General features: G+C 70.3%; 28 protein-coding genes, 1 tRNA gene and 1 pseudogene. 15 read left to right on the top strand and 15 right to left on the bottom strand.

All coding sequences use genetic code 11. The features are described 5' to 3' along the window. Positions 1-33 precede the first annotated feature (33 nt). Positions 34-495, bottom strand: coding sequence for a MarR family transcriptional regulator (locus AB0C01_RS03375; protein ID WP_357248077.1), 462 nt, complete (start codon positions 493-495; stop codon positions 34-36). A 49-nt stretch (positions 496-544) separates the two neighbouring features. Between AB0C01_RS03375 and AB0C01_RS03370 the strand changes: the two genes are divergently transcribed. Further along, on the top strand, positions 545-1066 hold the full coding sequence (locus AB0C01_RS03370) for a VOC family protein (protein WP_357247987.1): 522 nt from the start codon (positions 545-547) through the stop codon (positions 1064-1066). Positions 1067-1091: 25 nt separating this feature from the next. Then, a complete protein-coding gene (locus AB0C01_RS03365) occupies positions 1092-1964 on the top strand; it encodes a hypothetical protein (protein ID WP_357570095.1) in 873 nt (290 codons plus the stop codon). 96 nt (positions 1965-2060) lie between these two features. Here AB0C01_RS03365 and AB0C01_RS03360 read toward each other — a convergent pair whose 3' ends face one another. Next, positions 2061-2240, bottom strand: a complete 180-nt coding sequence (locus AB0C01_RS03360; RefSeq protein ID WP_030333600.1) for a DUF4236 domain-containing protein — start codon at positions 2238-2240, stop codon at positions 2061-2063. 247 nt (positions 2241-2487) lie between these two features. On the opposite strand from AB0C01_RS03360, the gene AB0C01_RS03355 reads away from it, so the two are divergent. The 3 genes from AB0C01_RS03355 (at position 2488) to AB0C01_RS03345 (ending at position 3969) form a co-directional block, all read left to right on the top strand. Beyond that, on the top strand, positions 2488-2565 hold the full coding sequence (locus AB0C01_RS03355; RefSeq protein ID WP_350938629.1) for a putative leader peptide: 78 nt from the start codon (positions 2488-2490) through the stop codon (positions 2563-2565). Between the two features lie 235 nt (positions 2566-2800). After that, on the top strand, positions 2801-3361 hold the full coding sequence (locus AB0C01_RS03350; RefSeq protein WP_357247992.1) for a flavin reductase family protein: 561 nt from the start codon (positions 2801-2803) through the stop codon (positions 3359-3361). After that, positions 3358-3969 carry a malonic semialdehyde reductase gene (locus AB0C01_RS03345; RefSeq protein ID WP_357570094.1) on the top strand — a complete coding sequence of 204 codons (612 nt, stop codon included), beginning with the start codon at positions 3358-3360 and terminating at the stop codon, positions 3967-3969. Before AB0C01_RS03350 ends, AB0C01_RS03345 begins: the two co-directional genes overlap by 4 nt. A 39-nt stretch (positions 3970-4008) precedes the next feature. Here the strand turns inward: AB0C01_RS03345 and AB0C01_RS03340 are convergent, their stop codons facing one another. Beyond that, positions 4009-4464 carry an Rrf2 family transcriptional regulator gene (locus tag AB0C01_RS03340; RefSeq protein WP_355032917.1) on the bottom strand — a complete coding sequence of 152 codons (456 nt, stop codon included), beginning with the start codon at positions 4462-4464 and terminating at the stop codon, positions 4009-4011. 7 nt (positions 4465-4471) lie between these two features. Continuing rightward, positions 4472-5467: an AraC family transcriptional regulator gene (locus tag AB0C01_RS03335; protein ID WP_357570093.1), complete on the bottom strand. Its 996-nt coding sequence runs from the start codon at positions 5465-5467 to the stop codon at positions 4472-4474. Positions 5468-5670: 203 nt separating this feature from the next. Here AB0C01_RS03335 and AB0C01_RS03330 point away from each other — a divergent pair, with 203 nt between their 5' ends. After that, positions 5671-6447 carry a glucose 1-dehydrogenase gene (locus AB0C01_RS03330; RefSeq protein ID WP_357248001.1) on the top strand — a complete coding sequence of 259 codons (777 nt, stop codon included), beginning with the start codon at positions 5671-5673 and terminating at the stop codon, positions 6445-6447. A 114-nt stretch (positions 6448-6561) separates the two neighbouring features. On the opposite strand, the gene AB0C01_RS03325 is transcribed toward AB0C01_RS03330, so the two are convergent. After that, positions 6562-6993, bottom strand: a complete 432-nt coding sequence (locus AB0C01_RS03325) for an SsgA family sporulation/cell division regulator (RefSeq protein WP_007457244.1) — start codon at positions 6991-6993, stop codon at positions 6562-6564. Positions 6994-7362: 369 nt separating this feature from the next. Here AB0C01_RS03325 and AB0C01_RS03320 point away from each other — a divergent pair, with 369 nt between their 5' ends. From AB0C01_RS03320 to AB0C01_RS03310, 3 genes are all read left to right on the top strand, one after another. Next, positions 7363-7845, top strand: a complete 483-nt coding sequence (locus AB0C01_RS03320; RefSeq protein WP_357248003.1) for a TIGR02611 family protein — start codon at positions 7363-7365, stop codon at positions 7843-7845. 50 nt (positions 7846-7895) lie between these two features. After that, positions 7896-7967, top strand: a tRNA-Val gene (locus AB0C01_RS03315). 432 nt (positions 7968-8399) lie between these two features. Then, a complete protein-coding gene (locus tag AB0C01_RS03310; protein ID WP_357254526.1) occupies positions 8400-8555 on the top strand; it encodes a hypothetical protein in 156 nt (51 codons plus the stop codon). Positions 8556-8626: 71 nt separating this feature from the next. Here the strand turns inward: AB0C01_RS03310 and AB0C01_RS03305 are convergent, their stop codons facing one another. The 3 genes from AB0C01_RS03305 to AB0C01_RS03295 form a co-directional block, all read right to left on the bottom strand. Beyond that, complete coding sequence (locus AB0C01_RS03305) at positions 8627-9178, bottom strand: kinase (protein WP_357254524.1); 552 nt, start codon at positions 9176-9178, stop codon at positions 8627-8629. After that, positions 9175-10416: a methyltransferase, FxLD system gene (fxlM, locus tag AB0C01_RS03300; RefSeq protein ID WP_357570092.1), complete on the bottom strand. Its 1242-nt coding sequence runs from the start codon at positions 10414-10416 to the stop codon at positions 9175-9177. Before fxlM ends, AB0C01_RS03305 begins: the two co-directional genes overlap by 4 nt. A gap of 90 nt (positions 10417-10506) precedes the next feature. Beyond that, positions 10507-10989 carry an NUDIX hydrolase gene (locus tag AB0C01_RS03295; RefSeq protein WP_357254520.1) on the bottom strand — a complete coding sequence of 161 codons (483 nt, stop codon included), beginning with the start codon at positions 10987-10989 and terminating at the stop codon, positions 10507-10509. A gap of 303 nt (positions 10990-11292) precedes the next feature. On the opposite strand from AB0C01_RS03295, the gene AB0C01_RS03290 reads away from it, so the two are divergent. Together AB0C01_RS03290 and AB0C01_RS03285 are read left to right on the top strand one after the other, a co-directional pair. Beyond that, entirely contained in the window at positions 11293-13287 is a 1995-nt protein-coding gene (locus tag AB0C01_RS03290; protein ID WP_357570091.1) for an NAD-binding protein, read from the top strand. A 574-nt stretch (positions 13288-13861) separates the two neighbouring features. Further along, positions 13862-15133 (top strand): CehA/McbA family metallohydrolase, encoded by a 1272-nt coding sequence (locus AB0C01_RS03285; RefSeq protein ID WP_357254515.1) that lies wholly within the window; start codon positions 13862-13864, stop codon positions 15131-15133. Positions 15134-15207: 74 nt separating this feature from the next. On the opposite strand, the gene AB0C01_RS03280 is transcribed toward AB0C01_RS03285, so the two are convergent. After that, a complete protein-coding gene (locus AB0C01_RS03280) occupies positions 15208-16002 on the bottom strand; it encodes an SDR family NAD(P)-dependent oxidoreductase (protein WP_357570090.1) in 795 nt (264 codons plus the stop codon). A gap of 77 nt (positions 16003-16079) precedes the next feature. Here AB0C01_RS03280 and AB0C01_RS03275 point away from each other — a divergent pair, with 77 nt between their 5' ends. Continuing rightward, a complete protein-coding gene (locus AB0C01_RS03275) occupies positions 16080-16484 on the top strand; it encodes a helix-turn-helix domain-containing protein (RefSeq protein WP_357254512.1) in 405 nt (134 codons plus the stop codon). A 166-nt stretch (positions 16485-16650) separates the two neighbouring features. Here AB0C01_RS03275 and AB0C01_RS03270 read toward each other — a convergent pair whose 3' ends face one another. Beyond that, on the bottom strand, positions 16651-17514 hold the full coding sequence (locus AB0C01_RS03270) for an NmrA/HSCARG family protein (RefSeq protein ID WP_357570089.1): 864 nt from the start codon (positions 17512-17514) through the stop codon (positions 16651-16653). Between the two features lie 103 nt (positions 17515-17617). Here AB0C01_RS03270 and AB0C01_RS03265 point away from each other — a divergent pair, with 103 nt between their 5' ends. Further along, positions 17618-18082: a MarR family winged helix-turn-helix transcriptional regulator gene (locus tag AB0C01_RS03265; RefSeq protein ID WP_357254507.1), complete on the top strand. Its 465-nt coding sequence runs from the start codon at positions 17618-17620 to the stop codon at positions 18080-18082. Between the two features lie 174 nt (positions 18083-18256). Here AB0C01_RS03265 and AB0C01_RS03260 read toward each other — a convergent pair whose 3' ends face one another. Beyond that, complete coding sequence (locus AB0C01_RS03260; RefSeq protein WP_357570261.1) at positions 18257-18553, bottom strand: hypothetical protein; 297 nt, start codon at positions 18551-18553, stop codon at positions 18257-18259. Here AB0C01_RS03260 and AB0C01_RS03255 point away from each other — a divergent pair. Continuing rightward, positions 18473-19130 (top strand): annotated as a pseudogene (locus AB0C01_RS03255) (hypothetical protein). The gene AB0C01_RS03260 and the pseudogene AB0C01_RS03255 sit on opposite strands and share 81 nt — an antisense overlap. 9 nt (positions 19131-19139) lie before the next feature. On the opposite strand, the gene AB0C01_RS03250 reads toward AB0C01_RS03255, so the two are convergent. The 3 genes from AB0C01_RS03250 to AB0C01_RS03240 form a co-directional block, all read right to left on the bottom strand. Beyond that, on the bottom strand, positions 19140-19595 hold the full coding sequence (locus tag AB0C01_RS03250; RefSeq protein WP_357254505.1) for a GNAT family N-acetyltransferase: 456 nt from the start codon (positions 19593-19595) through the stop codon (positions 19140-19142). Between the two features lie 88 nt (positions 19596-19683). Continuing rightward, positions 19684-20064 (bottom strand): Mth938-like domain-containing protein, encoded by a 381-nt coding sequence (locus AB0C01_RS03245; protein ID WP_357570088.1) that lies wholly within the window; start codon positions 20062-20064, stop codon positions 19684-19686. 254 nt (positions 20065-20318) lie between these two features. Beyond that, positions 20319-20507 (bottom strand): hypothetical protein, encoded by a 189-nt coding sequence (locus AB0C01_RS03240; RefSeq protein ID WP_357254500.1) that lies wholly within the window; start codon positions 20505-20507, stop codon positions 20319-20321. Positions 20508-20809: 302 nt separating this feature from the next. Here AB0C01_RS03240 and AB0C01_RS03235 point away from each other — a divergent pair, with 302 nt between their 5' ends. Beyond that, positions 20810-23710 carry an MXAN_6230/SCO0854 family RING domain-containing protein gene (locus AB0C01_RS03235; RefSeq protein WP_357570087.1) on the top strand — a complete coding sequence of 967 codons (2901 nt, stop codon included), beginning with the start codon at positions 20810-20812 and terminating at the stop codon, positions 23708-23710. Between the two features lie 26 nt (positions 23711-23736). On the opposite strand, the gene AB0C01_RS03230 is transcribed toward AB0C01_RS03235, so the two are convergent. Beyond that, a complete protein-coding gene (locus AB0C01_RS03230; RefSeq protein ID WP_357570086.1) occupies positions 23737-24018 on the bottom strand; it encodes a hypothetical protein in 282 nt (93 codons plus the stop codon). Positions 24019-24129: the final 111 nt, after the last annotated feature.

Genomic DNA, 24129 nt, shown 5'->3' with positions numbered 1-24129 from the left:
GGTAAGTACAAGACCCGCGCCGGTGTCGATTGGTCAGGATCTCCTCAGGTGGTCGGCCAGGGTTTCGCTGATTCGGCGCAACTGGTCGACCTGGGCGGGGCTCAACGCGTCGAACAGGTGTCGGCGTACCCCCTCGACGTGGCCGGGCGCGGCGGCCGCGAGGGTGGCGAAACCCACGTCGGTGAGCAGCGCGACCTGCCCACGCCGGTCGGTGGGGCAGTCCTCGCGACGCACCCATCCGGCCGCCTCCAGCCGGGCCACCGCGTGCGAGAGCCGGCTGCGCGACGACCCCGCGGCCTCGGCCAGGTCGCTCATCCGTAGTTGGCGGCCGGGGGCCTCAGAAAGCCGGACCAGGATCTCGTAGTACGCGTGCGGCATGCCCGCCTCGCGCTGCAGCTCGCGGTCGAGGGTGTCCATCAGCATCCGGGACGCGGCGAGGTACGCGCGCCACGTGCGCTGTTCGTCGGGGTCCAGCCAGCGGGTCATGACGGCCATCATAGCTCAGTTGGTTGAACGTTCAACCAAACCGCGCTAGCCTGGGGGCATGGGTATCCACCGGCTCAACCACGCGGTCCTCTACGTCAGTGACCTCGCCCGCAGCGTCGCGTTCTACCGGGACGTGCTGGGCTTCCGTGCGGTGGCGATGACCCCGGACGGCTTCCGGGGCGCCACCTTCCTCCAGGCCCCCGACTCCACGAACGACCACGACCTCGGCCTGTTCGAGATCGGTGCCGGAGCCGGACGGTCGACCGCCGGCCGGGCCACCGTCGGCCTCTACCACCTCGCCTGGGAGGTGGACACCCTCGACGAGTTGGCCGTCACCGCCGAGCGGCTCGCCGCCGCGGGTGCGCTGGTCGGCACCTCCGACCACGGCACGACCAAGAGCCTCTACGGGCAGGACCCGGACGGCCTGGAGTTCGAGATCGTCTGGCTGGTCCCCGCCAACCTGCTCGACGACGCCGCGCTGACCGCCCGCAAGCAGATCGGTCGGCTCGACCTGGACGCCGAGCGGCAGCGCTACGGCGGGCAGACCCGGGGCGGGGTGGGGATCTCCGTGCCGGCCTGACCAGGCCGTACGGTAGAACGGACCGATGTCGACCGACCGGACCACCGATTTCCTCCGCGCGCTGCTGGTCCGCCAGCTGACCACCTGGCTGCCCACCGCCCTGCACCGCTCCCGGCGGGCCACCGTGGCGCTCGCCGGCACCGACGCGGGCGGCGCGGTGGCCGCGCTGCAGCTGGTCGCCGCGCACGCCGACCAGCTGCGCGGGCGGCAGGTGACGGTGCTGGTGCTGGCCGACGGCGCACCCGACCTGCCGGCCCGCCTCGGCCCGGTCGAGGCGGAGCTGCCCGCCGAGGTCACCGTGCACCTGCTGCCCGGCGCCCCGGACCGGCTGCCGGTCGCCCTGAAGGCGGCCGGCGCGGCCGGCTCGCCGCTGTTCTCCTTCGTGGACGTGCCCGGCGAGGTGAGCCGGGACCTGCTCACCGCCGCCGCGAACGGCCGTACCGGGGAGGTGCTGCTGCACGCGGGCGGCAGTGCCCGTCACGCGCTCCTCGCGGTCGGCTTTCCCCTGGTCGCCGAGTTGGCGCCGGTGCTGCCGGATGGCGAGGCCGCCGGCGTGATCGCGTTCGGCAGTCGCTCGGACCGGAGTCTGGAGGCGGTCCGCGACGCGCTCTGGGCGGTCGGCGCGGACCTCGGCGTGCGCTACCGCGACCCGGCCGGCGCGACGGTCGACGTGGCCGGCGATCCCGACCTCGAACCGCTGGCCCGCGAGCTGCTGGCGGAGCTGCGGCGGGGCGGACCACGGTCGGTCACCGAGCTGCGTCGGCACACCCTCACCGCGACCGTCTACCGTGCCGCCGACGCCATCCGGGCGCTGGCCGACCTGCTCGACGCGGGCGACGTGCGACGCGACCGCGAGGCCGGCAAGCTCGCCGGTGACGAGCTGATAACGCCCAGCTGACCAGGCCCGTCCCCCCCCCGGGCCGGGAGTTGAGAGCCCGCAGACGCCGAGCGGGGTGCCGGTGAATCACCGGCACCCCGCTCGACTCCCGGGAGGCTACGACCGGGACTTGTCCTGCTTCCAGGACAGCGGACCCGGCAGGTCGACCCGGTGCGCACGGGCCTTGGAGTTCCAGGACCAGCGCCCGATCTTGATGCTCCACGAGGAGAAGCCGTTCTCGGTGAAGTTCAGGATGATCGGACCGTACTTCTTGCGCTTGCGAAACATGAGGCCCATCGGAGGTCTCCCCTCGTCACCGTTCCCTGCCGTGTCGAGATCGAACATGCCCGAACCGACAACTTTTGAAACCCTCTCGCCGTCCGTCCTGGACAGTGCCGGTCGCGCACCGCCAATCTCTATTCAACAGATAGGTGTTCTGCCACGGTAGGCACTGCTAGGGGCGCTTTGTTGCATCGGCTACGGTGCAATTCTCACCTTCTGGAAGACCGTTGACCGGCCGATCCCGTCCCGGCAACATGAGGTCATGTCGCAGCGGGATGAGCTTCACCTCACCGCTCGTGTGCACGTCGACCTGGTCCGGCACGCGAGCGCGCTCTGTTGAGCTGACCGGTCCACCCGGCTCGGCTCCAGCGTCACACTCACACCGCCGGCCCGCTCAACGCGGAGCAGCGTGCCTCCCCACCCCCTCCGAGCGTCCCCGCCTCCCACCGTGGACAGATCAGGAGACTGCGCATGTCCCCACCTCGTTTCGCCGACGCCCCGATCGCCGCCGCGCTCCGCTGCTCCGGCGCTCCCCAACAGACCCTCGCGAACCCGGCGCCGGCCCAGGTGTCGGCATGACCACGGTGGAGCGTCCACAGGTGGACGCGGCCGAGCTGCGACCGGTGAGTTCGGACCTGTTCCGTGCCCTGCTGCGTCGACAGGCCACCAGTGTCACAGTGGTCACCGCTGTCGCCCGCGCCACCGACCCCGCCCGCCGGGGTGGGATCGGCGCGGCGATCCGGGCCGGTTTCACCGCCACCTCGTTCACGTCGGTGTCGCTGGACCCTCCGCTCGTCTCGTTCTGCCTCGGGACGGCGTCGTCGAGCTGGCCGGTGCTGGCCCGCGCCGAGCACGTCGCGGTACACCTGCTGACCGCGGGGCAGCGGGACGCCGCGACGATCTTCGCCACCAGTGGCATCGACCGGTTCGCCGCGTACCCGGACTGGACGCCTGGACCATTCGGGGTGCCGCTGCTGACCGGCGTGCTGGCCCGACTGTTCTGCCGGGTGGTGCACCGGGTGCCCGCCGGCGACCACACGCTCGTCATCGCCGAGCCCCTGGCGCTCGGCGATGGCGGCGACGGCACGCCACTGGTGCACCACCGCGGCGGCTACACCGCGCCGGTACCCCGGTGACGGCAGCGACCGCACCGGACCTGCTCGCGTTGGACCGGGCCGCCCAGGACCTGCTGTTCCGGGCGGCCCGCACCGCCAACACGTTCACCGACGAGCCGGTCACCGACGCCCAGGTCGCGGCGATCCACGACCTGATCCGGTACGGGCCGACCGCGTACAACGGTCAACCGCTGCGGGTGCTGGTACTGCGCAGCGCGGCGGCCCGGGCGCGACTGCTGCCCCACCTGTCGTCGAGCAACCGGGCGAAGACCGCCAGCGCTCCGCTGGTGGCGGTGCTCGCCGCCGACGTGGACTTCCACGAGCGGCTGCCCGAGCTGTACCCGCACCGCCCACAGGCCCGCGACTGGCTCGCCGATCGGGCGACGCGGGTCGAGCAGGCCCGGTTCAGTGCGACCCTGCAGATCGGCTACCTGCTGGTGGGCGTACGCGCGGCGGGGCTCGCCGCCGGTCCGATGGCCGGGTTCGACGCGGCGGGCGTGACCCGCGAGTTCTTCCCCGACGGGCGGCACGAGGCGCTGCTGGTCATGAACGTGGGCCGTCCCGGCCCGGGCTCCTGGCAGGATCGGCTGCCCCGGCTGACCACCGAGGACGTGGTCCAGACGCTCTGACACGCCAGTGGATCAGCGTGGCTCCCAGGCGCGGGTGGATCAGCGTGGCTCCCACGCGTCGGGCAGTGCGGTGAGCTTGCGCACGTGGGCGGGCAGTCGACCACTGACGATCTCGGCGAGGCTCACCTCGTCGACCACGCGCCGGACTGCCGCCCGCACCGCCACCCACAGGCCGGGCAGGTTCTCCGCCGCGCCCTCGTACCGGGTCTCCTCGGGGCGCAGGCCGCGCACCCCGGCCAGCGGGCCGTCCACCGCCCGCAGCACCGCGCCGACGGTCACCTCGCGCGGCGGACGGGCCAGTGTGTAGCCGCCCTCGGCACCGCGCTGGGCGCGGACGATGCCGGCCCGGCGCAGATCCGCCAGGACCGCCTCCAGGAACTTGCGGGGCATGTCCTGCTCCCCGGCGATGGCCTGGGTGGACAGCAGCGAGGGGTACGCGGTGGCGAGGCTCAGTGCCGCCCGTACCGCGTAGTCGCCGCGCGCGGAGATCTGCACCCTGTCATCATGCCCGGCCGGTGCCGCGGGCCGGTCCGGTGGGCGACCCGGACGGCCCGGCGTGGCCGCCGTTGGCCGCTTCGCCGAGCGCGCCGGCGCGGAATCTGCCACCAACGTTGGCGCCCGTCGGCTCGACGGGCGGTCGAGGCCGGACCACCCGGCCGGTCGCCCGGTGGTCGCGGGCGGCCCGGAACGCGCCGGGGCTGACCCCGACCTCCCGGGTGAAGAAGCGGCCGAAGTTCGTCGGCTCGGAGAAGCCGAGCTGCCGGCCGATCTGGGCGATCGGCTGGTCGGTCGCGGCGAGCAGCCGCCCGGCCTGCAAGGCGACCCGCTCGTCGATGACCTGCTTGGCGCTGCGGCCGGTGACGGCCAGGCACGCCCGGGTCAGGGTACGCACCGAGCAGCGGAGATCGGCGGCATAGTCCTCCACCCGTCGGGTGTGCGGGTAGCGGTGCTCCACCTCCTGGCGGAACCGGTGGAACGTCTCATCCTCGGGCCGGGGGGTCGGGCGGTCGGCACCGGCCAGGGTGAGTCGCAGCAGCAGCACGGCCAGTTGGTGGCGGAGCAGCGCGCGGGCGGTGCGGTCGTCGGGGTGCCGCTGGCAGTCCACCGCCAACTGGCTCACCTCGGTGATCACCGCGTCCTCGTCCTCGCCGGCCAGCTGCCGCCAGGTGACCGGCGCGTCCGGGTCGACGTCGAAGCCGCGCAGCGCCTCGGGGTCCCAGGAGACCACCGTGGCGTCGAACTGCGGGCCGGCGCAGCGCAGCGCCTGGCCGGCGCGGACCCGCAGCAGTGTGCCGGGCCGGCACGGCAGGAGGTGGAAGTCGAGTTCCGCGTCGCCGTGCCCACGCGTGGTGAGGATCAGCAACTCCTGCTCGACGATCACCGGCCGACGCCAGCCCGGGTCACCGGCAAGGGCGGCCAGCGCGAACGTGGCGATCTCGTCGGGTACGGGTGGAGCCGAACCGATCGGTGGCGCGGGGGAGGGACCGGTGAAGACCATCGCCTGCGACGGTAGTCCGAACCGCAGGTCACCGCATCCCAATCGACGTGGGTCGGAGAATCGGCGCCGCCCGCGGGGCTTGTCGCCGTCCCGGCGGCCGGGCTACGTTACCCGGCGGTAGTGCCGTCCGGTCCGCGGTCCGCCCGGCGCTCCGCCGGCCGCCAGACCGGTCGGCGGACCCGCCGACTCGCGATGGGATGGGCATGACGCAGCTGTTCTCGGTCGAAGGTAAGACGGTCCTGGTCACCGGCGGGTCGCGGGGGATCGGTCTGATGATCGCCCAGGGCTTCGTGCGGGCCGGCGCACACGTGATCATCTCGTCCCGGAAGGCCGACGTCTGCGAGGCGGTCGCCAAGGAACTCTCCGCCGAGGGCCGGTGCGACGCCATCCCCGCCGATCTCGGCGACGACGCCGGTGCCGAGGCGCTGGCCGCCGCCGTACGTGAGCGCTTCGGCCGTCTCGACGTGCTCGTCAACAACGCTGGCGCGACCTGGGGCGCACCGCTGGAAACCTACCCGGAGGCCGCGTTCGACAAGCTCTGGGCCGTCAACGTCAAGGCCGTCTTCCGGCTCACCACCGCGCTGCTGCCGGCGCTACGCGCCGCCGCCAGCGCCGACGACCCGGCCCGCGTGATCAACATCGGGTCGATCGACGGCATCCGGGTGCCGTGGATGGAGGTGTACGCGTACTCGGCCACCAAGGCGGCCGTGCACATGCTCACCCGCAGCCTGGCCCACCAACTCGCCGCCGAGCAGATCACCGTCAACGCGATCGCGCCTGGCCCGTTCGAGAGCAAGATGATGGCCTTCGCGCTGGAGGACCCCGCCAGCCGGGCCGCCATCGAGCAGCAGGTGCCGCTGGGCCGCATCGGACGCCCCGAGGACATGGCCGGCACAGCCATCTACCTGTCGTCGCGGGCGGGCGCCTACCTCACCGGTGCGGTCATCCCCGTCGACGGCGGCATCACCACCCACGGCTGAGCACCGGCCACCCCGGGTCGGGCTGCCCGCGTACCCCCGGGTGTGCCGGGGCCGCGCGGACTCGGCAGATCCGCGCGGCCCCGGTATGGCCGGTGTTGCCCGTTCAGGCGGTGCTCAGCGACCGGCGAGCAGCCGGTTCACCGCGGTGTCGACGTCCAGGTGCTCGGCTTCGCGGCCGCGCGGGACGACGACGTACGTCCGTCGAAGGAAACGCACCAGAACGCTGCGCGGCACCTCGAAGAGGGCGTTGCCGTCCGGTGACGAGAGGGCCAGCGCGACGAAGTCGCCGCGCGGTGTGGCCCAGGGCCAGACCCGAACATCACCGATGCCGGCCGGCTCGTCCAGGCCGGTGACCAGAAGTTCGCGAGCGAACGACCAACTCACCGCCTCGCCCCCTGCCGATTCGGCATGGAACAGGACATGGACCGCATACGGGTCAGCAGGGTCGTAACGCAGACTGGCACGCACCGGCAAGGCGGTGGCGTCAGGTGCGACGAGCCTTAGCGACGTCTCGACCTCTACGGTCGTCGGTCGGATGACACTCATGGACGTTCTCCCCCCGGCACCGCTGCGGAACGCGCGTGTCCCGCTTTTCCCATACTCAGGTGCTACTCCTGGCTACGCTCCGCCATACGCTGACTTCACCCAGTGGTGGGAAGGGGGACGGAAAGACCGCGTGAATGTGAGCATTCATGTAGGATTTCCGGTTCTGCCCAGTGCGTGATCCCGCCCGGCATCGGGTGGTTCAGTCGTCGACTTACTCCGGTAACGTCCAGTCGGCCGTTGCAGTGACGGGCCTGAGCGACACTGGGGGGTGAAATGGTGGCGAAGAAATCCTCAGTGGATCGGCCCGCGGCGCCCAGCCCGCCGAAGGTCGCGGTCCGAGCAGCCGAAAAGCAGGGGTACGGAACACCGATGGAGCAGCCCGAACGCGCCGATCGGCCAACGTCCGGCGCCGATCGTCCCGGCGGCGTCCTCGTCGTCGGGGAACCGCCGCGCCGCCCCCGCTGGCGGGAACGGATCGCGCTGACACTCGACCTCATCCGGGCCAACCCCACCGGCCGGATCGCCCTCAAGATCTTCATTGCGATCGCGGGAGCGATCGTGGTGACCATCGGCATCGCTCTCATCCCCCTACCCGGCCCCGGCTGGCTGCTGGTGATCGCCGGATTGGGCATCTGGGCCGTGGAATACCACTGGGCGCGCCGGCTGCTCGGCTTCACCCGCCGACACGTCTACGGCTGGACACAGTGGGTGACTCGACAGTCACTGCTGGTGCGAATCGTCCTCGGGTCCGTCGGCCTGGTCTTCGTGGCCACCGTGGTCTGGCTGTCGCTCAAGTTCAGCCTCGGCATCGACCTGGTTGCCAAGGTGATGCAGTACCTCGCGACGCACTGACCCCGGATTTCCGGTCTCGTTCCACGATCGGGTAGAGTCAGTGGCGCTGAGGGCGATTAGCTCAGTGGGAGAGCGCTTCGTTCACACCGAAGAGGTCGCTGGTTCGATACCAGCATCGCCCACTCTCAGTTTTTGCAGTTCAGAAGCCCGTTGCCGAGATAGTCGGTAACGGGCTTTGCGGTATGTGCGGCTTACGTTGGGAGCAGCGGCTCTGGGTGGGTAGTCCTGCCGGCGGCTACCGGGCAGTCCGATGCCCCGATCGTTCGACCATCACCGTTCCGGTGCAAGCTCCGGCAGTCTCATGAGGGCTCCGACAACAGCAGCCTCGTGGCTGCCCTACAGCCAGGCGGTCTGCGGCGCCCTGGCGTCGCGGTGGTACCTGAATCGGCCGGTCGAAGGTCCGAGACGGGCTCGGCGCAAGGCGTGGCGAACCAGGGTTGGCCCGCTCCGGCTGATCGCCGGCGAAGATTGAGAGCGCCACAGCGTGAACCGTCCATGTTGTCCGGATCAAGAGTGCTGTGGTGTAAGCCACCAGGTGCGGCCGCTAAACGGAAGTGCGGTCCAGGCGGCGGGCGGAGATCGTCTGGAGCCTGGCCATCAACCGGTTCGCCGTCCAGGTGCTCGTCGGGATTCTCGTGCTCATGCTGCTCGGTGATGCCTGGGTACGCGCATGGGGGCGGCTGATCAGTGAACAGTCCGTACACGCGTAGCTCGTGCTGGCGCCGGCCTGCCCAGTACGGGTCGTCGATGGCCGGTGGCGACGACGGCCTTGTCGGCGCGGTCATGGGACTGCCGGGATCAGGTCGTCGTCGCGGCCGGTCAACGGCAGGCCGGCGGTGGTGGCGATGCGCTCGATCGCCTGCTCCAGGGTGGTGGTCTCGGGGAGGACGAGTTCGTCGGGCCAGCCGAGGACGTCGCGTGGGGTGTACCAGCTGCGCAGGTTTTCCGGCGACACCTCCGCCGCCATGGGACGCGTTTCGTGGCGCCGTAGGGTCTCAGGCAGCGACACGTCGAGGTAGACGAAGAGCGTTCGCCCGCGGTGCGCGTCGCGCAGCTCGGTGAGCATGCTCCGGTACCGGGCGGTGTGCATGATTCCTTCCAGGATCACGTGGTAGCCGTGGTCGAGACAGAAGCGGACGTTCTGCGCCATGAGCGTGGGTGCGAGACCACCTGGCTTGTCACGTTCCCTGAGCAGGATCCGCCTAATATGATCTTGGCCGACGAGGGCGCAGCCGCGGCCGTGCCGATACCGCAACTCACGGGCGATGGTGCTCTTACCGGAGCCGGAGTTCCCGCGGAGGCAGATCAAGATCGGCAACTCGGTGTTGCTCATCGGTCTGTCTCCGGCCAGGTGATCGCGGTCAGCGTGTGGCGGCGGGGCACGAGCAGCCGCAACCGTCCAGTGTCGGGCAGTCGCGTGCCGGCCGGGTGCACGGTGATGTCCGGGCCGGCGCCGGCGCGGACCTGCCGGTCCCAGGCCACTGTCAGTGCCATCAAATCGTCAGTCAGTCTGGTGGCGTGCGGACCGAAGCCGTGCCCGCCGAGCTGCCACGTCGTCGTGTCGTGGCCGCGCATGGTCAGGTAGGCAAGGCTGTCACCGGTCAGCAGGGTGGGGCAGAAGAAGCAGTCCTGTGGATCCAGCAGGCCGGCGGTGCGGTCCCGGTCGACTCTGAGCACGCCGTACGGGCGGGGTTGACTGGCCAGCCAGAGGTGCAGGCTCTCGAGGCAGGTGCTCATGCTCATGTCCAGGGTCACCGGCGAGGACACCTCGACCCGTGGGCCGTCAAGGGCAGCGCGGAGGGCCTCGGTGTTGGTGGTGGTGGTGTCGTCGTCCAGGGTGAGAACGGCGTCGTCGCCGCGCAGCGGCACCCGGCGGGCCGGGCCCCGTCCGTGGCCTTGCATCGCGACGAAGCCGCACTGCACGGATGCTGTCGCGGCCAGGTGGTCACCTGCGGACTGCAGGGTGAGGCAGCGGGTGTTGCCGCGCATCCGCAAGGGCACCACCAGTCTGCCGGCTGGTGCGAGCTGGTCGGTCCACGCGGGTGGGAGGTCACTGGCCTCGACCGTGACGAGCACCGCGTCCCACAACCCGTCGGCGGGATGGCCGTGGACGCCATCGGCGTGGACCACCTCGACCTGCGGGTAGCCGGCCTGTGCCAGCGCCTCTCGCGCGTGGGTGACGACCTGCACGTCGATGTCGACGCTGACGACCGTTCCGGTCGGGCCGACGACCTCGGCGATCAGCGCGGCGTTGTACCCTCCTGAGCCGATTTCCAGGACCCGGGCTCCAGGCCTCAACCCGGCGGTTTCCACCATGTACGCCTGCAACCACGGCGCGGAGATCGAACTGGTCGCCTTCCCGTCCGAGCCGCGTCGGGTGACGACAACATCATTCGCGTACGCGGTCTCGATGCTGGTGCCGGCCGGGGCGAACAGGTGCCGCGGTACTGCGGTGAACGCCGCCGCCACCTCCGGTCGGGTGATCCAACCCTGACTGCGCAGCTGGTCGACCAGCTGCCGGCGAGCGTCCTCCGCCGTCAACGCCCCGGTCGTTCTGCCTTCAGGTCCCACGAGGGCATCTCCTCCCACGAGCGAATGTCAGGTGAGCAGCCGGCCGACCGCGACGGGCGTCGACCCGTTCTGGGATACGGCAGGTCGAGATCAGGAGACCGGCACGCCGTCTTCGAGGTAGCGGGTCGACCCGTCGGCACGCGCCTGGAGGCATTCGCTGACGCGCCGGGCCAGCAACGGCTGCAACCGCTGGCGCGTCTGCGGCGGGGCAGACCACGCCCAACCCTTCAACTCGGCGGGCGGCACGACGATCCGCTGCGCCTGAACCGCGTCCAGGACACCGCCGTCGAAGACGAGCATCACACCGTCGGTACGGCCAGCACGGGCCGGCACCCAGTCCACGACGAGCAGCCGACCCGGCGTCAGGCGCACGCCGAGCTCTTCGCGGCACTCCCGGACCGCCGCCTGCCACGGCGACTCGCCGGCCTCAACACTGCCTCCGGGAATCTCCCAATCCGTTTTGTACGCCGGCTCGACCAGCAGAACCCGATCCTGCGAATCGGTGATCAACAGTCCGGCCGCCATTCGCTTACGCGGAAGGCCAGCGGTGAATTCCTGGGCGTCGGAGGGCATGCGGGCACCCTAGAACTCCAGGCAGCCGACACGCCCGCAGCGCCGCGCACCGACAATGTCGGCACATCCCCGACACCGCTGACGAGGCGCGTTCGTGGACGTGCTTCCCGATCGACCGATGCGGCTGCGGGAGCCAGTGCGGGCGCACCAAGGTACTGGCCGGCAGTTCACTAGCGGTCGGCGGTCCGGTGCGACTTCCGCTGCCCGGCGGCCAACGACGATCAATCCCCGTTCTGCGTGTTGCTGCTGTCCGCCTCACCGCCATAGAACCTTCACGATCGGCGCATCTACCCCCGTTATGGCGTGCTGTTCGACGTGGGCCGCCCCGACGCCGCCGGCCGGACGCTGTCGAACCAGGCATCGTCGACCACGCTGAGAAGGCTCTGCGCGCATTGCGCGGCGTCCGCGGCCGTACAGATGCGCTGGATCGGCGACCACCTCCACGCCGAATCCACCCTCGTGGTCGACGCCACCCTGGGCCTCGTCGTTTACCATTCGATGGTGTCCGAAGACACCAGGCAGAGCTCCACCGCGGAGCCAGCTCGGCAGCGGTTTGTTGTCTGTGGGGACGGTGCGGTGGCCCGCCGTCTGGTCACTGAACTGGCAGACCGCTACGGTGTCGCGGTCACCGTGGTCCTGCCGTCGGCGAGCGACCACCACCTACCCGACCTTGCTGACCTCGCTTCGGAATTCAGCGTGGCCGAGGGACAGCCGGAGATCATCATGGCCCGTCGCCTGACCGGGGAGGTGCTCGATCAGGCTGGGGTCCGGGACGCTGCGGCCGTGGCGTTTGTCGGCCTCGACGACGTGACAAATGTGGATGCCGCCATGATCACCAGGGACCTGGCTCCCGATGCTCGGCTCGTGGTCAGACTGTTCAACCCGGTGCTCGGCGAGGGCGTGGCCACGATGCTCGGGGACTGCGCCGTACTCTCCGGATCCGAGATCGCCGCACCGGCGTTCGTTGCCGCCACGCTCGGGGACGCGACGCCGACGTACGTGCGGCTGCGCGACGGTGAGCTGCTGCGTAGCGTGATGCGCAGCGCCGTTGACCCGGCCGGTGCGGATGTGGTTTGCGGCTTGGCCGACACGACCGGCACGGAGCCGGTCGTCCTTCCAGTAGACCAGGATTCGGCAGACCTGGTGCTCGTCCGCGCATACGGACAGCCCCGATCGGACCCGCCGCGTCGACGACCGCGCCTGCTTCGGGCCCTCGGCCTGGTGTTCAGCCGCAATCTGCGACTGGCGTTGGTCGGCACGGCCGCGATACTCGCCGCGGCCAGCGTCCTGCTGGCGTACACCCGCGGCGTGAACCTCGCGGAGGCCGCCTACCTGACGCTGCTGACCGCGATGGGAGCCGCCGAGGTCGACTCCGCCGCACCGCTCACCGAAAAGGTGACAGCGGTGGTGCTGGTGGCCACCGGGGTGGCGCTACTTCCCACCGTCACGGCCCTGGTGGTGGACTCACTGGTGCGCGCCCGGCTGGCGGTCGCCGCCGGCGGCATGATCGAACCGATCGACAACCATGTCGTGTTGGTGGGACTCGGCAACATCGGCACCAGGGTCCTGGAAGAACTGCATTCCGTCGGCATCTCCGTGGTCGCCGTCGACCGCACCGAGTCGGCACGAGGAATCGGTGTCGCCCGTGAGCTGGGTCTGCCGGTGATTGTCGGCGACGCGACCCGGCCCGAGACACTGCGAGCCGCGTCCGTACACACCTGCCGGGCGCTGGTGGCGTTGACCGACGACGATGTGACCAACCTGGAGACCGCCCTGTCCGGGCGGTCCTCGCATGAGGCGGACCGAGCACGGTCGGCAGCGACCAGGCCCCCATTGCGGGTGGTGTTACGGCTGTTCGACGACGGCTTCGCGGAACGCACGCAGCGCATACTAGGCATTAACGAATCGCGTAGCGTTTCATCCTTGGCAGCGCCGGCGTTCGCAGCCGCCATGATGGGCCAGCAGGTCATCGACACCATCTCGGTCGGCCGCCGGGTATTGCTGGTGGCCGAGTTCCCCGTGGGCGCCGGGTCCGAGCTCGAGGGACGGTACTGCCACGACGTCAACCAGCCGGGCGCAGTGAGGGTGATCGCGGTGCGGACCGGTCGGACGGGACAGACCATCTGGTCGTTGCCGGAACGTCGGCCACTGGTCCGCACCGACCGGCTGATCGTGCTGGCCACACGCGCCGGTCTCGCGGCGCTGTTGCCGCGCACGATACCCAGCCCCGATGCTGAACCACTGGCCGATGTCGCGCCCTTGCGGCTGCTTGCGCCGGCACCGCGCGATGGTGAGTGAACGCTCCCCGTAGGCCGACCGTACCGCGTGTGAGTGGGCCAGCCCGGCTGCCCTCACGTTCGCTTGCGTTGCGTCGTCCACACGGCCGCGCTCACGGTGCCGCCCGCCGGCTTCGGCGCTGGGAGGTGATTCGTGTGCCGAGGTTGATCCCGTCCAGGTCGTGCAGGTCATACAGACCCTCGCGGGACGCGTCGAACGTCCACCGACGTGCTGGAATACGCGACCAGACGGTCGAATCGAACGCCCGGAGCCTAGACGCCAAAGAGCACGCGTCTGGGCCTCGGTCGGGGGTGCGGATCGATGGTCCGACGCTCTCGGGCGGACGCTGGGCGGCCGCCACCGATCGATCGCTGTCAGCCCGCTCGCCTGATCCACGCCGTTCGGTCGAAGGTAGCTCCGCGGGCCAGCAGCACGCGATGTAGGCCCGGAAACACGAGGACAGGTTGTCGGCCACCGACCGGGGCCAGGCTCCCCTCCGTGGTGCGGCCGATGCGGCACGAGGCGTACCGCAGTGTTCGCCTGACCGACGACTCGGCGCGACGTCTCGGTCAGCTCCATCACCATCTATATAGCCATGACTGGACATCACCCGCACCACTGCCACCACGACCATGGACCCGACGACACTCTCCCGTACGGCCAGGTTGAGGTCCCCGCAGGCTTCGGCCGACGGGCGCTTCTGGCCGGAGCCGGCGGGACGCTGATGCTGGCCGCGCTGCCGACCGCGGCGCGGGCGGCCAACACGACGATGGCCGGCGCCCCGACCGCGGCGGTCGGCGCCGGACGGTCATCCTCGATCACCCAGGGCACGACGCTGGTCCACGCGGACATGCACAACCACACGGTCATGTCGGATGGTGACGGCAGCGCCGAGGCCGCGTTCGCCTCGATGCGCGAGGCCGGTCTGGACGTGGCCGCGCTGACCGATCACGCGACGCTCTTCGCCATTGAAGGTCTCAGCTCGTCGGAGTGGCGGACCACCGGTGACCTGGCCAACGCGGCCAATGACCCAGGTCAGTTCACCGCGATCCGCGGGTTCGAGTGGTCGCATCCGCTGCAGGGGCACATCAACGTCTGGAACACCTCCGACTTCGCCGACCTGTTGCGGGCCGGCAGCCCCGGCAGCCTGTACAACTGGCTCACCGGCCGACCCGGGGGTCTGGCGAGCTTCAATCACCCCGGTCGGGAGGCGGGCCGGTTCAACAACTTCTCCTTCAACGCCTCGGCCCGTGATCAGCTCGTGGGGCTGGAGATGTTCAACCGGACCGACGACTTCCTCTTCGAGGGCTGGTCGTCGGGCGTAACGTCGCCCCTGGTGGCTTGCCTGAACGCCGGTTGGCGGCCGGCTCTGACCGGCGTCACCGACGAGCACGGCACCAGTTGGGGCTTCCACGAGGGCAAGGGCCGTAGCGGTCTGTGGGTCGCCGAGAACACCCGCGCCGCGGTGTTCGAGGCGATGGCCGCTCGCCGTTCCTTCGCCACCCGCGTCTCGGGGCTGCGGGTGGACGCCACGGCCAATGGCGTACGCATGGGTGGGGTGTTGAACGTGACCTCCGGTGACGTCCGGTTCCTGCTGGACCTGGACCGCGGCTCGGCCTGGGACGGCAAGCCCCTGCGGATCCAGGTCCTGCGTCCCGGCACCTCGGCGCCGACCGTCGTCGACGTCATCGACACCGTCAACGGTCAGGTCACCGACTTCACCGTGCCGCTCGACGTCGCCGACGGCGACTGGGTGGTGCTCCGGATCTCCGATCCGTCCCTACCCAACGGCACCCCCGGCCCAGCCGGTCACCCGTGTAACGACTTCGCGGTGGCCTACACCAGCCCCTGGTGGCTCCGGCCCTGACCTCCGAGGTGCCGGTCCCGGCACTGCCGACCAGCCGCAGGCGGCCGCGTCGGTCGTTCCGGGACCGGCGGGCCTCAGCTCAGAAGCTTTTCCGTGAGGTCCATCAGCCGCTCGGCGTCGCGGGGGTCGAGGGTCGGGAAACTGGGCGGAAGTCGCTTCCCCCGGTCGATGGCGGTCACCGGCGCGGCCGGCGGCGCATCCAGGAACTGGTGAATCGGCGCCACCGCGTCTGCGACAGGTCGGGCCGCCACCGCCGCAACCGCCAGCAGTCCTCGGACCATCAGCGGGAGTGCGCTTCGATCGCCGCTCTTGGTGAATCCGGGATGGTAGAGCACGTATCGGGCGCGGCTGCCGGACCGCTGGCCGAAGCCCACGCCGAGCAGGTCGTTGGCTCGACCGGCCTGCAGCTGTGCGGCGATGGCCGAGTAGCCCGACTTCAGCTGCGGGTCGGCCCAGTGCACCTTCCCTTTGGTGACCCCGACACCAGCGACGTTCACGATCACCGGCGCGGTAGCCCGGTCCAGGGCCGGACGCAGGCCGAAGCTGAGCAGATATCGACTGAGGTAGTAGAGCGCGAATGTGTGCTCCAAGCCCTCGACGGTCATGATGCGTCGCGGCGTCACAGCATTGGCGAACAGCGCCAGCGCGTCCACGACCTGGTTCTCGGTAAGGATGTGCTCGATGACCTGCCGCGTCTCGGCCATGCTGGACAGGTCGACGGGAAGGAAGGCGATCGAGCCGCCGGCTAGGGCCTCGCCGCGTTCGCGGCTGCGGCCGAGTACCAGGACCCGGTCGCCGCGTTCGGCCCGCCCCAGGGCCAACGCGCGTCCCATCCCGTTCGTGCCGCCACTGACTACCACGACGCCCATGTCGTTCCCCATTATCGTTGCTCATTGACGTGCTCATTCTGGGCAGCCGGTCGGCGGAGGCGAAAGAAGGCATTTTTATGTCCACAAGTAACACCGGTGTGAGTGCCTCGCTACACGACCATCAGCTGCCGACACCCGTTCCGGTCGGCGAGTACGAGCACTGTCCGGTCACCGACGTGCTGCGGCGGGTGAGTGACAAGTGGACGCTGTTGCTGGTCACCCTGCTCGGCCGGCATCCGTACCGGTTCAACGAGTTGCATCGGGCCGTGGAGGGCATCAGTCCGCGCATGCTCACCCGGACGTTACGCACGCTGGAGAGCGACGGTCTGGTCGAGCGGGAAGTGTTTCCGACGTTGCCGCCGAGCGTCGAGTACCGGCTGACGCCGCTCGGCGTCAGCCTTCTAGAGCCGCTCTCCGCGCTGGCCGACTGGGCAGTCGACCACCACGCCGAGATTGCCGCGGCACGTCGGGGACCCCGCTGAGACACCACGCGATGCTCATCTGTCGCTGACAAGGCGCAGCGTTCGTGAGCGTGCTGCCCGATCGACCGATGCGGCTTCGGAGCCAGCACTGGCGTGGTGCCGGCTGTTGAACTGGGGCCTGTCGGCGCCAATCACGAGGCCGGGTGGTCGGATCGGCGGATGCCGGTCAGTCCCGCGGTTGGGTGAGCCATTGGTCGAGTGTCAGGAGTCCGGGATGGATCCGGCGGAGTGCGGGGATGTTGGCCGCATAGCCGGTTTCACCGAACCAGAACAGCATTTTCGCCTCGGGGCCTGCCAGCTTCAGTAGGGGCTTCGGCAGGCGGGTGTAGCGGATGCGGCGTCCTGCGCCGCGCAGGGTCTGGGCGATCTGCGCGATGGTGAGTTCGTCGCCGGCGAGTTCGAGGGCTTGTCCGGCGAACTGCTCGGGTCGTTCGAAGGCGAGTCGGGCGAAGACACCGATGTCGGGTACCGCGATCGTCTGGAGGGTTTTGGTCGGGCCGAGGGCGGCGGCCATCATGCTCAGGCCGACGCTGGCCCCGCGCAGGGTGAAGACGCTGGTGAACGTGGTGGGCCGCAGAATCGTCCAGCTGAGGCCGGTCGTGCGGAGGTGTTGTTCGATTTCCCATTTGGTGTCGAAGTGGGGGATGCCGCGCACACGTTCGGCGCCGCCCACGGAGGTGTAGACGAGATGCCGGCTGCCGGCTGCCTCTGCGGCGTCGATGACGTTCCTGCCCTGGCGGACTTCACCGGAACGGCCGGCGGTGCGGCTGTTCTGCACGCTGAACACACCGTACGTTCCGGCGATTGCCCCCTTCAGAGATTCCGCGTCGTCCATGTCGCCGGCTGCGATGGTGACCCCCCGTTTGGCCAGGGCGCGGGCCGCGCGGCCGGCGGGGTCGCGGGTGAGGGCGCGAACGGTCCAGGCGCGGGTGCGCAGCAGCGCGTCGACGACCGCGCCGCCTTGGTTACCCGTCGCGCCGATGACCAGAATCACAGGTGCGGGCCGGTTCGGCGTTGGCTCGGTTGACATGGCACTCCTTCGTGTCGACGGTGAGCCGGTATGCTATTGATGAACTAGGTGAAACTTACCTGGTTCACTATTACTACGTGGAGTATTTCGATGGAGGTGTCGAGTGTCAAGCCGTCCGCAGACTGGAGACAGCGACGCGGTTCGTCTCGGCGAACTGCTTGGCCGGTCCTGGCGAACCTTCTCGAGGCTGGGGCAGGCCCGCTTCGCTGAATCCGGGCTGTCCGCGGCGAGTGTGCGCCTGCTGCTGGCGCTGGCCGCTGAGCCGGACAGCCGGATGGGGGACCTGGCCAAGCGGCTTGGTGTGACAGCCCGGGCTCTCACGCCGATCACCGACAGCCTGGCCAACGACGGTCTAGTTTCGCGGGTGGTCGACCCGACCGACCGGCGCGCCTTCAAGCTGGTCCTCACCGGACTCGGCGCCAGCCGAGCCGAGAACCTCAGCATCCTGCAGGCAGAGATCAGCGACGAGATCTTCGGCGCCCTGACCTCCGAGCAGCGGCGCGAACTGGGGCGACTGCTCCGCACATTCGTCGAGGCGGCGGGTGACGAGACAACCGACGAGTGCTGACCGCGAATACCGGCCCGTCACCCGCCGCCCTTAACAAGCCACCAGCAACCCACTACTGGGCGCAGTAGTCGATCGCGCTATGGAGAAGTGACGCCGAAGTACCCGACCAGGTGCACGCCCGGCCGGTTGGCGACCAACGCATCCATATGTCTCGCTGACAAGGCGCGGCAGTCGCTAGCCCCAGTCCTCGGGGGCCTCGACGAGTTTGCATCGAAGCGCGTCGCGGATCAGCGAGGCGTCCTCGCCGAACGAACTGCTGAGATCCCAGTATTCGTGGTTGAGCGCGTCATCCGGATCGAGGCGGCCGATCAGATCGGCGACGTCGTCGAGTTCGAAGTAGGTCGCGGACGCGGCAAACGCGGCAATCTGCTCGGCGGTGCAGTCGTCCAGTTGTCCGAGCCGGTACGGGCACGGCGGTTGACGCACGAAGAAGGCCGTAAGCTGCAACAACTCGTCCGCCGGGGCAAGCACGATTCAGTACGGGTTCGGCGGGCGTTGATCATCATGGCGTCGGCGTCCGGGACACCTGTCCCGGCGATCGCCCGGCTGATCGCCGGGCACGAGGACACCGTGCGCGACGTGATCCACGCGTTGTTTCGCCTTCGACCAGTTCGGGCCACTGTCGATCCGACCGCACCACGGCCGCGGCTGGGCTCCGCAGTCGCATCCGGACCGGCTGGCGGCGACGTATCACCGCACGCACGGCATCCGGTACTTCCACGGCTGCTACAGCCTCGGCGACGACCCCGGCCACCCGGCCGCCCGCACCAACGTCGAGCCGTGTCTCACCCCGACCAGTGCGTCCTGGGCCAACCCCATCGAGGCCCCGTTCGGGCCGCTACGCATGTTCACGATGGCCAACTCGAACCACCCCAATCACATGGTCCTGGCCCGCGAGCTGCACAAATACCTACGCTGGCGCTACGCCAACGCCCGCCACCCGGACGTCTTGGCCGCGCAACGCCGCGAACGTGCCCGCCTCCGCAGTGAACGCCAGCAACGCTGGGGCCGCCCCCGCAGGAAGCCGCCTGAATATCGGGCCCTGTGACAGCCTCGACTACAAGATTTTGGTCATATGCACGCTGTTCGGGTCCTCTGGGTAGTCGGCGAACGGCTCGCATCGGGTGAATCCGTACTTCGCGTAGAGCGCCCGCGCCGGCGCAAAATGGTCATCCGCGCCGGTCTCCAGGTATAGCCGGGTGAAGCCGCGACGGCGGGCCTCTGCCAAGACGTGTTGGAGAAGCGCGGAGGCCACTCCCCGCCGCTTCGCGGTCCGGGCGGTCCGCATCGACTTGAGTTCGGCGCTCGTGTTGTCCAGCTTCTTGAGAGCTCCACAGCCCACGAGTTCGTCACCGTCGTAGACCGACCAGAAGGTCACTGCGGGCTGGCGCAGCCCGTCGAGGTCAAGGGCATGCTTACTCTCGGGCGAGCTGACCGCTCGCATTTCATCGAGGTGCTCCTGCAAAAGCGCCTGGATCTTAGGCCCGGACAGGTCATCCACGACGATCTTCATGCCGCGATGGTAAACCGGCCTGCCCGGCAGCAGTGGCGACAAACTCACCGCGGGACCACCATGCCGGTAGACGTACGTGGTCACCGCACTAGCAGGTCGAGTGGAACAGCCCTGCGACGGCGGTGCCACTGGTGGCGAGGGCGTTGTAGATCTGGACTGCCTCGGTCGTCTGGGCCACGTGAACGGCCACCCCGCGCTCCTCGAGCAGCCTGAGCGTACGTGCGTCGACCTGCAGTTGCAGTTGCATGCCACGCGACAGAACGACGGCCTCGGCGCCATGAGAGAGAAGTTCCTCGACGTCGTCCGGTTGGACGCCGGGGTTGTGACGGGTACCGGTTTCGGACCAGTCCCACGGGCGGCCACCGCCGGGGTAGAGCTTGAAGTCCTTGCCAACTCCAAGGTCCTCGACGTCCATCCGACCCCACGAGACCGACAGGACGAGCGGCGATCGGGTTGTTTCGCTGGTCACGGCGTCTCCTCGGTGACGGCAGCCGCATCGGCGGCACGGGACGGCGCCAAGACCGCCGACCGTCGATCCACAGTATCTTTGGGCGCCGATCCGCGTGGTGCCTCCGCTACCCGCGATCCGCGCGCCACACGTTGCTACTCCGGGCTAGCTCGGGTTTCGTCCGGGGGCGTCCGATAGCAGGCGCGTTCAGGCGGATCATGCCAGGCGTTCGCGGCGGTGGAACGGCATCGCCGGGGGCGGTCGTCAATCCCGGGTCAGTTCCAGGGATCGGCGTTCGGATTCTCACCGAGCAACCGCGCGCTCTCCAGACACAGGTCCTCGCCGAACAGCTGATTGCCACCGGAGTCGGTGCCCCAGGTGTCGTCGGCGACGGCAGCGATGGCGCGCCATGTGTAGCCCTCAGCCCGCCACTGCCTGACCTGTCGCGCTATGTCCGTGGTCACGGTTAGTCCCCACCCATCCGCCACGTGTCGAATCTACGCTGCGCCTGGCAACGCACCGATGGCCGGCGGCCGTCAGCTCCGGTCCCAGTCTCCGGGGAGCAGGGGGAGGGCCGGTTGGGCCGGATAACGGTGTGCGGACGGAACGGCCCCCACCGTACGATCCACGAGCCGGGTCGGCTCCCAGGTGCGCTTCCTTCTGACCCTTGTCCTGGAACTAGCGTGCCGACTCTCCGACCCGGCTCTCATCTTTCTCCGGGCCCGGTAACGGCCGGTGCCCCCGGATCGACGGGGAAGGAGGGCCGATGGACGCGGGTGCCACGGTGGTGCTTCGCCGAATCGGGGCGGTTCCACTCCCGACGGCGGGTTCGCAGACCCCCGCCGACGGCCCGGCGTGGGTCACTGCCCTCGAAGCCGACCTCGCGGCCCGGGGTTGGCTGCTCGACGCGGCGCTGCGAGAGCGGTTCGCGTCGCTTGACCCGCTGACGCGCATGCGCTGGGCGGACTGGCTGTCGGCGGTGGCCGACGAGGTCGTCGGCGCCGACCGTGACCACGTACCGCTCTTCCGCCGGTTTCCCGACACGCCGACCGCCCCGGAGGCGCTCTACGTCGAGCGGCTCATCGTCCACCTGCTACAGACGGCCGCGGCGCCGTGCATCCTGTGCGGGACGGTCGGCAGCGTGCAGCCGCTCGACCCGTGCGGCCATCTCGTATGCGCCAGCTGCTTCGCACCCGAGGTTTACACCGCATGCCCGATCTGCGGCCGGCGGCTCACCGCCGACAACACCTACCTGCCGCTGATCCCCACCCCGCGGACCGGGCCGGCGTCCCGATCGGGGTACGCGACCACCGCCGCACCGGTGTGCCTGCGGCGGCTCACCCTCGATGTGACCCCCGAGGTCACCGCCGTGCGCCTGCGGGACAGTCTGGTGGCCCGCCCGGCAGCGCTCGGCGCGGCGGACCTGGCTGATCTGCGGACGCTCGTCGCCGCCACCGCACCAGGGCGGCTCGACTGGCTGCCGGACGTCGTGCCGGCGCGGGAGACCCTGGCCGGGGTCATCGCCTGGGCGCTGCACGCCACGGCGCTCACCGACACCGCCGGGCAGGTGCTCGCGGACGCCACCGCCCGGTGGCGCACGGCCACCGACGTGGCGCGCACGCTGTGGGCCTACTCGGGCGGCGACCCCGGACTGGTCCTGCCGCGCCCGCGCGAGACAGGTGGGCCGTTGGAGGCCTATCGGGCGGTCGACGAGCCGCGCGTGACGGTGGAGGTCCCAAGGGTCCGGGCCCTGCCCCGGCCGCTGCGCCGCGCCGTACTGGCTTTCCTTGACTCGCTCGACCCGGCCACCGCCGCCGAGGACCTGGCGCGCCACCCGGTCGTGTGGAAGCGGCTCGCCGAGCGGCTGCACCCGTTCGAGTGGGCCAGCGCGTATCCGCGGGCCGCGGTCGTGTTCGCCACGCTGCGTGCCACCCGCGTCCCGGCCGTCAGCTCCCTGGGTCGGACCCTGGCGGCGGTCAGCGCCCGCCGGCCGGAGCGGTTGATCCTGTCGAGTCACGCCGACGGCACCGTCTCGGTGCGGGTGCGAACCTTCGCTGCACTTGTCGAGCAGGCCGTCGCCGGCGATGACGCCGTCGCGGCCGCCGCCCTCCTCGCCGACCGTCCGGGCGACCTGTGGCGGCGTATCGATCACCTGCTGCGCCTCGCCGACGACCCGGCGGCCGAGCAGTCCGTGCTCGACGCCGCCGCGCGGGTCGCGCCGATGGTCGCACCGATGGTCCTCGCCAGCGCGGCCGCTGCCCTCCACGGCCGGGACACGACCATCGCCGTCGAGACGGCAGAGGCGCGGGCCGCCGTGGCCGCCGACGCCTCGGTCGCCGACGTGGCCGCGGCCGGCAGCGCGACCGGGATGGGCGCCGTCGGTGCCGCGCTGCGCCGCGCGCTGGGCATGGGCGGGCCGGCCCGCGGCGCGGTCGTGTCACCGGTGCCGGCGCGCGGCCCCGAGCCAGGCACCCCACGGCGGACGTTCTTTCCCAAGGGCGACGTCGTACGCACCTGGACGGCTCCGGAGCGGCGCCGGAGGCTGCCCGCCGACGCGGTTACGCGCGTCCGGGTGACCGTCGATGGGGAACTCGCCGAGCGGGCCGGCCGGCACGACCGGTTCGACGTCGCCGTTCTCGACGCTGAGCTGGCGCACGTTCCCGCTCCCATGCGCGAGCGCGCCGGCTCGGAGCAACTGGCCGGCTGGTCCCGCGGCAGTGTCCGCGCACTCGACGGTCACGAGGTGGTGCGGCTGTTCCTGCACTGGGTCGACGCCGGGTCCTCCCGGGTCGACCTCGACCTGTCGTGTGCCTTCTACGACGAGGCCTGGACACCGGTAGGGCACTGCGACTACACCCGGCTGCGGTTCAACGCGACGGCCGCCGTCCATTCCGGTGACCTCACCTCCGCCCCGGCCCCGCTGGGCGCGACGGAGTTCCTCGACCTGAACCAGGCCGCGCTCCGGGCGGCCGGGGTCGTGTGGGCCGTACCGGTCGTGTTGAGCTACAACGACGTCCCCTTCGAGGCGCTGACGGCGGCCTTCGCGGGGTTCTCCCTGCCGCAGGAACAGGGTGCCGCGTTCGACGCCGCCCGGGTCATGCAGCGGTTCGGGCTGCGTGGAGATGCCCGGTCCCTGGCGCCGCTGGTCCTCAACGTGCGCACGGGCCAGGTGATGTGGGTCGACGCGAGCCTGTCGACCCGGGGCTACGGGCACAGTGTCGGCCAGTACGGTCCACGGCTCGGTCGGGTCGCCGCGGACCTGTGGGAGCACTTCGAGGCGGGTACCCGGGCCAGCGTGCTCGACCTCGTCGCGTGGCACGCGGCGGCCCGCAGCGACCGGATCCTCGTCACCCACGCCGATGGCACCGCCACGGAGGTGCCGACCGGCGCTCCGGCGGCGACCGTGGCGGCGATTCGGGCGGCGGCGGCCGAGCCGGGCGATCTCGGCGTGCTCACCTCATTCGTCGGGTCGAGGGTGCTCGCGTCCATGGTGGACACCGTTCGACTGGAATCGACAGTCGGCGCCGACGTCGCCGGGGGATCGGCGGCTCTGCTGATCGAGGGCCGGGCCGGCACGCCCTGGACCGCGCTGACCGTCGCCGACCTGATGGCCGGCCTCGTTCCCAGCCTTGGTGCGGCATCGCCGGCGGTCCCGGGCCACGGGTAGGGGCGGGGCCGACGAGCGGTGGGCGTTCATGGTCGGAAGTGGGGCAGATCCACCCCAGAGGTACGACGTTCTTCCCGCACGGCCTCCTCCACGAATGCCCTCAGTATCGGTAGTGGCAGGCCAGCGTCGGTCAGGAAGACCTCGGCACCACCGGCGTTCTCGCCGGCGAACGTGACAGTCACGAGAGCCGGACCCAGCTCGTCGTCCACCAGTTCCGCCAGCTCAAGCGCCGGGCCGTCATGCCGTATGGCGTCGTGGTAGGCCATGACCTGGAACCGCCGGCCGCCGTACGCAAGGGGTATAACCATCGGCAGACCTTCGCACGACGCGCTCACCCGCTGCCACGCCAGCAAAGTCCAGGGCCGTACTTGTCATCGCCGGGTGGCCACTGCTCATCGGGGATGATGGATAGACGTCCG

The sequence above is a fragment of the Micromonospora sp. NPDC048905 genome, assembly GCF_040649655.1.
Lineage (GTDB): Bacteria > Actinomycetota > Actinomycetes > Mycobacteriales > Micromonosporaceae > Micromonospora.
Note: the sequence above shows the minus strand (reverse complement) of the source record. Positions and strands in the feature narration are given on the sequence as shown.

Excerpts from the sequence above, each read along its gene's own strand:
- AB0C01_RS03375 (WP_357248077.1), bottom strand. The coding sequence starts at position 495 with ATGGCCGTCATGACCCGCTGGCTGGACCCCGACGAACAGCGCACGTGG.
- AB0C01_RS03230 (WP_357570086.1), bottom strand. The coding sequence starts at position 24,018 with ATGGTTATACCCCTTGCGTACGGCGGCCGGCGGTTCCAGGTCATGGCC.
- AB0C01_RS03350 (WP_357247992.1), top strand. The coding sequence starts at position 2,801 with ATGACCACGGTGGAGCGTCCACAGGTGGACGCGGCCGAGCTGCGACCG.
- AB0C01_RS03365 (WP_357570095.1), top strand. The coding sequence starts at position 1,092 with ATGTCGACCGACCGGACCACCGATTTCCTCCGCGCGCTGCTGGTCCGC.
- AB0C01_RS03355 (WP_350938629.1), top strand. The coding sequence starts at position 2,488 with ATGTCGCAGCGGGATGAGCTTCACCTCACCGCTCGTGTGCACGTCGAC.
- AB0C01_RS03330 (WP_357248001.1), top strand. The coding sequence starts at position 5,671 with ATGACGCAGCTGTTCTCGGTCGAAGGTAAGACGGTCCTGGTCACCGGC.
- AB0C01_RS03305 (WP_357254524.1), bottom strand. The coding sequence starts at position 9,178 with ATGAGCAACACCGAGTTGCCGATCTTGATCTGCCTCCGCGGGAACTCC.
- AB0C01_RS03285 (WP_357254515.1), top strand. The coding sequence starts at position 13,862 with ATGACTGGACATCACCCGCACCACTGCCACCACGACCATGGACCCGAC.
- AB0C01_RS03235 (WP_357570087.1), top strand. The coding sequence starts at position 20,810 with ATGGACGCGGGTGCCACGGTGGTGCTTCGCCGAATCGGGGCGGTTCCA.
- AB0C01_RS03370 (WP_357247987.1), top strand. The coding sequence starts at position 545 with ATGGGTATCCACCGGCTCAACCACGCGGTCCTCTACGTCAGTGACCTC.
- AB0C01_RS03295 (WP_357254520.1), bottom strand. The coding sequence starts at position 10,989 with ATGCCCTCCGACGCCCAGGAATTCACCGCTGGCCTTCCGCGTAAGCGA.
- AB0C01_RS03275 (WP_357254512.1), top strand. The coding sequence starts at position 16,080 with ATGTCCACAAGTAACACCGGTGTGAGTGCCTCGCTACACGACCATCAG.
- AB0C01_RS03270 (WP_357570089.1), bottom strand. The coding sequence starts at position 17,514 with ATGTCAACCGAGCCAACGCCGAACCGGCCCGCACCTGTGATTCTGGTC.
- AB0C01_RS03320 (WP_357248003.1), top strand. The coding sequence starts at position 7,363 with ATGGAGCAGCCCGAACGCGCCGATCGGCCAACGTCCGGCGCCGATCGT.
- AB0C01_RS03280 (WP_357570090.1), bottom strand. The coding sequence starts at position 16,002 with ATGGGCGTCGTGGTAGTCAGTGGCGGCACGAACGGGATGGGACGCGCG.
- AB0C01_RS03360 (WP_030333600.1), bottom strand. The coding sequence starts at position 2,240 with ATGGGCCTCATGTTTCGCAAGCGCAAGAAGTACGGTCCGATCATCCTG.
- AB0C01_RS03250 (WP_357254505.1), bottom strand. The coding sequence starts at position 19,595 with ATGAAGATCGTCGTGGATGACCTGTCCGGGCCTAAGATCCAGGCGCTT.
- AB0C01_RS03325 (WP_007457244.1), bottom strand. The coding sequence starts at position 6,993 with ATGAGTGTCATCCGACCGACGACCGTAGAGGTCGAGACGTCGCTAAGG.
- AB0C01_RS03335 (WP_357570093.1), bottom strand. The coding sequence starts at position 5,467 with ATGGTCTTCACCGGTCCCTCCCCCGCGCCACCGATCGGTTCGGCTCCA.